Source organism: Hymenobacter agri, from assembly GCF_054778495.1.
The window spans coordinates 1-4,116 of record NZ_BAAGZM010000389.1; the positions used below are offsets into that span (position 1 = coordinate 1).

4 protein-coding genes are annotated in these 4,116 nt (G+C 62.9%); 2 read left to right on the plus strand and 2 right to left on the minus strand.

The genetic code is table 11. The features are described from left to right. Both ACYVDE_RS16265 and ACYVDE_RS16270 read left to right on the plus strand, forming a co-directional pair. Window positions 1-524 (plus strand): prephenate dehydrogenase/arogenate dehydrogenase family protein (locus ACYVDE_RS16265; RefSeq protein ID WP_460502600.1); only part of this gene is annotated, 524 nt, incomplete at its 5' end. 160 nt (window positions 525-684) lie between these two features. Beyond that, entirely contained in the window at window positions 685-1,755 is a 1,071-nt protein-coding gene (locus ACYVDE_RS16270; protein ID WP_460502602.1) for a chorismate mutase, read from the plus strand. Between the two features lie 103 nt (window positions 1,756-1,858). Here the strand turns inward: ACYVDE_RS16270 and ACYVDE_RS16275 are convergent, their stop codons facing one another. Further along, on the minus strand, window positions 1,859-3,595 hold the full coding sequence (locus ACYVDE_RS16275; protein ID WP_460502604.1) for a T9SS type A sorting domain-containing protein: 1,737 nt from the start codon (window positions 3,593-3,595) through the stop codon (window positions 1,859-1,861). 103 nt (window positions 3,596-3,698) lie between these two features. Next, a partial coding sequence (locus ACYVDE_RS16280; RefSeq protein ID WP_460502606.1) for a TlpA family protein disulfide reductase occupies window positions 3,699-4,116 on the minus strand: 418 nt, incomplete at its 5' end.

Sequence of the window (4,116 nt, forward strand, 5' to 3'; positions counted from 1 at the left end):
CGCGCCGCGGCCGCTTCGTGGCCGTGCACCCCATGGCGGGCACCGAGCATTCGGGGCCGGAAGCGGCCGTGTCGGGCCTGTTCGAAGGCAAAACGGTGGTGCTGTGCGATGCCGAAAACAGCGACGCCGACGCCGTGCAGCTGGTAACCACGCTGTTTCAGGCGCTGCCCATGCGGCTGCTGCACCTGAACGGGGCCGACCACGACGTGCACACGGCCTACGTGTCGCACATCTCGCACATCACCTCGTTTGCCCTGGCCCTCACCGTGCTCGAAAAGGAAAAGGAGGAGCAGCGCATCTTCGACCTGGCCAGCGGCGGCTTCGAGTCGACGGTGCGGCTGGCCAAGAGCGCGCCGGCCACCTGGGTGCCCATCTTCCGCCAAAACCGCCTGAATGTGCTCGACGTGCTCGACGAGCACCTGCACCAGCTGCAGCACCTGCGCGAGCTGCTGGCGCAGGAAGACTACGAGGGACTGACCGAGCAAATCCGGCAGGCCAACCACATTCGCAAGATTCTGCCGTGAAGGGTAGAACGAGAAAAGAAAAACGTCATGCTGAGCTTGTCGAAGCATCTCTACCGTGCAAGTAATCAATGCTTCCACAACGAAGCAGGAGAGATGCTTCCACAAGCTCAGCATGACGCTCCAAAGTCAATAATTAAAAATTAACAAACCCTGAATACCCATGAAATCCGCCCTGTTCAACCGCCAGCCCGACGACAAACCCTACCTTATTGCCGGCCCGTGCTCGGCCGAAACCGAAGAGCAAGTGCTCGAAACCTGCCAGCGGCTGGCCGCCACCGGCAAAGTGCAGGCCCTGCGCGCCGGCATCTGGAAGCCCCGAACCAAGCCCGGTGGCTTCGAGGGCATCGGCACCAAAGGCCTGCCCTGGCTCAAGAAAGCCGGCGAGCTCACCGGCCTGCCCATTGCCGTGGAAGTAGCCACCGCCAAGCACGTGGAGGACTGCCTGGCCTTCGGCGTCGATATTCTGTGGGTGGGCGCGCGCACTACGGGCAACCCGTTTTCGGTGCAGGAAATCGCCAACGTGCTGCGCGGCGTGCAGGTGCCGGTGCTCGTCAAAAACCCCATTCACCCCGAGCTCGAGCTGTGGGTGGGCGCCGTGGAGCGCCTGCAAAAGGCCGGGCTGGAGCAGGTGGGCCTCATTCACCGCGGCTTTTCGAGCTACGGCAACACCGATTTCCGCAACGCGCCCATGTGGCACCTGCCCATTGAGATGCGCCGCCGCCTGCCCGGCCTGCCGCTGCTCAGCGACCCCAGCCACATCTGCGGCCGCCGCGACACGCTGGCCGCTGTGGCCCAGCAGGCCCTCAACCTGGGCTTTGACGGCAACATGATTGAAAGCCACATCGACCCCGACAACGCCTGGAGCGATGCCAAGCAGCAAATCACGCCCGAGGTGCTGCGCGACCTCATCGAAGACCTCGTGTGGCGCCACGAAACCACCAACGAGCAGGAATTCCTTTCGGCCCTCACCGGCCTGCGCGAGCAAATCAACCAGCTCGACGCCGAGGTGATGCAGCTGCTGGGCCGCCGCATGGCCGTGGCCGAAAAAATCGGCCAGTACAAGCGCGATAACGACATCACCATCCTGCAAACCAACCGCTGGAACGAGGTGCTCGAGCGCGCCAAGCGCCAGGGCTCGTCCGTCGGCCTCACCACCGAGTTTGTGGAGCAATACCTCGCAGCGGTACATTTGGAATCCATCAACCGGCAGAATAAGGTGATGGAAGGGTAATGGCACGCTTCATAATCGATTTTTTGTGCGACTTTTGTACTAGTAGTATATAAAAAATGCCCATCGTGCGCAACGGTGGGCATTTTTTATGCTATGAGGCACGCTATTTCACCAGTAGCCGCCGGGTAGCAGTGGCTGCTTCGGTTTGTGTCTGCAACACGTAGGGGCCAGGGGCAAGGCCAGTTAAACTAAGTTCATAGCGCAGTTCGGTAGCGGGCATGGGAACGGTGGCGGCGCGTACGGTCCGGCCCAAGGCATCGGACAAGACGATGGTGACCACGGCTGTGCCAGGTAGGGCGGGCAGTTGTACTGTAGTGCTGGCGCCAGCTGGGTTGGGGTAGAGCGTAAGCCCCGTGCCACCCCGGGCTGGGGCGGTGGCTGTGAGGGTGGCGTCGGGGAGGGAGGCCAGAAACAGGGCGTAGCTCAGGCCGGGGCGGGCCAGCGCCAGGGTGGGGCTAAAGGTGAGGACGGGACTCGTAAAAATACCGGCCACGTACACTTGGCTGCCTTGTATCACCACGGCCGCTCCGCTATCGAAGCCGGTGCCGCCGGCCGGCCGTACCCAGGCGAAGCTGCCGGTGCTGCCCGCATCGGTGAGTTTGGTGAGGAAGGCATCGTTGTCGCCTACGGTGGCCATGCTGCCGCTGCCAAAGCTAGCCTGTGGGCTACTCGAGTACCCGGTGGCGTACAAGTGGGGGCCACTCACGGCCAGCGCATTGATGACTTCGGCCCCGGTGCCACCGGCCGCCTGGCCCCATACCAGGCTGCCGGCATTGCCGGTGTCGGTGAGCTTGGCCACAAACGCATCGAGCGAGCCCGTATTCGCCAGCACGCTGCTGCCGATGGTGAGTGTGGGGCTGGCGAAGCGCCCCGCCAGGTACACATTAGGCCCACTCACGGCCAGGGCTGTGACTACATCGCCCTGCGTACCGCCGGCTGCCTGCGTCCACACAAAGCTGCCGGTGCCGCCCGCATCGGTAAGCTTGGCCACGTAGCAATCGATATTATTGGCGGGCGGCAGGAGCAGTGTCCCGAAGCGAACGCCCGTGCCCAAATAGCTGCCCGCCAGATATACGCTGCTGCCGGTGGCTGCAACGGCGGCCACGTTGTTGCCGCCCGTTGGCCCTCCGGCCGGCACGGCCCACTCGAAGGTGGCGGCGGAACTGGCATCGACCAGCTTGGCGACGAAAATATTGGCCGAGCCCGAGGCCGCCGCATTGCTCAGGGCAATGGTGCCGAGCACGGTGCCACTGCCCGAATAGGTACCCACTACGTACAGGTTGTTGCCGCTTATGGCCAGGCCGGTGAGGGTTTCGCTGGGTTGTGCCCCGGCCCGTAGTGCCCAGTCGATGGTGCTGGCCGTGCCCGTATCGGTGAGGCGGGCTACAAACAAGTCGTTGTTGCCCATGAAGTCGGTGTTGCTTAGCATGACGCTGCCCACGGTGGCCATACGCCCCGAAAACACGCCGCCCACATAAATGTGGCTACCGCTCACGGCCACACTCGTCACATATTCGCCATCCAGCCCCGAAATCTGCTGCGCCCACAAAAAGCGACCCGCGGCCGGGCTCCACTTGGCCACGAAACCGTCGTTTCCGGTGCCTGTGCTGGTGAAAGTGGTGGTGCCGAAGGTGGCCGAATTGGCGAAATTGCCCACCACAATGAGATTGCCAGCGGCATCGGGGGCGGCGGCCTGCACTACGAGACTGGTGCCGGGCGTGGCAATAGCCGTCTGCCAGGCGGGCGCCTGGGCCGCCGCCATTCGGGGCGCCAATGGCCCCACCAATAGCCCGGCCACTATTCGCCCGCAAAGTGTCAAAAAGGAGAAAAACTGTTTCATTACTGAATATAGTGAATTCATTAATGAAAGCCAGGGTCATTTCCAGAGCCTGATGCGACGGCACCGGGACTTAGGCACGCAAAAAAGCCCAAACCCGCTTCGGCTACTGCAGCCCCAGCCGCTCGCGCAGCTGCTGGTACAGCTTCTCGCCGTCGCTGGGATGGTAGGCGCTGGCTTCCACCAGCTGGCCGTTTTTGTCAAAAATCATGTAGGTGGGCAGGTAGGGAATCACCTTCTCCAGCGACTGTTGCACGGCTTCCGAAGCCAGGTAGTGGTAGCCGCGCAGGTTGTTTTTGGCCGCCAGCGCCGCCCATTTCTCCCGAAACCCTGGTTTGTCAACGGAGATGTACAGCACCTCAATGCCGTTTTTGCTGGCAAACTCATGCAGGCCCGGCTCGTGCCGAAACTCGGCAATGCACGGCCCGCACCACGAGGCCCAGAAGTCGACGAACACCGGCCGGCCGGCAAACTGTTGGCGCACCAGTCCGGCCAGCGTCCGCACCGTGTCGAGGCCCGGGGCG

Coding starts and splice junctions, on each gene's coding strand:
- ACYVDE_RS16270 (WP_460502602.1), top strand. CDS start 685: ATGAAATCCGCCCTGTTCAACCGCCAGCCCGACGACAAACCCTACCTT.
- ACYVDE_RS16275 (WP_460502604.1), bottom strand. CDS start 3,595: ATGAAACAGTTTTTCTCCTTTTTGACACTTTGCGGGCGAATAGTGGCC.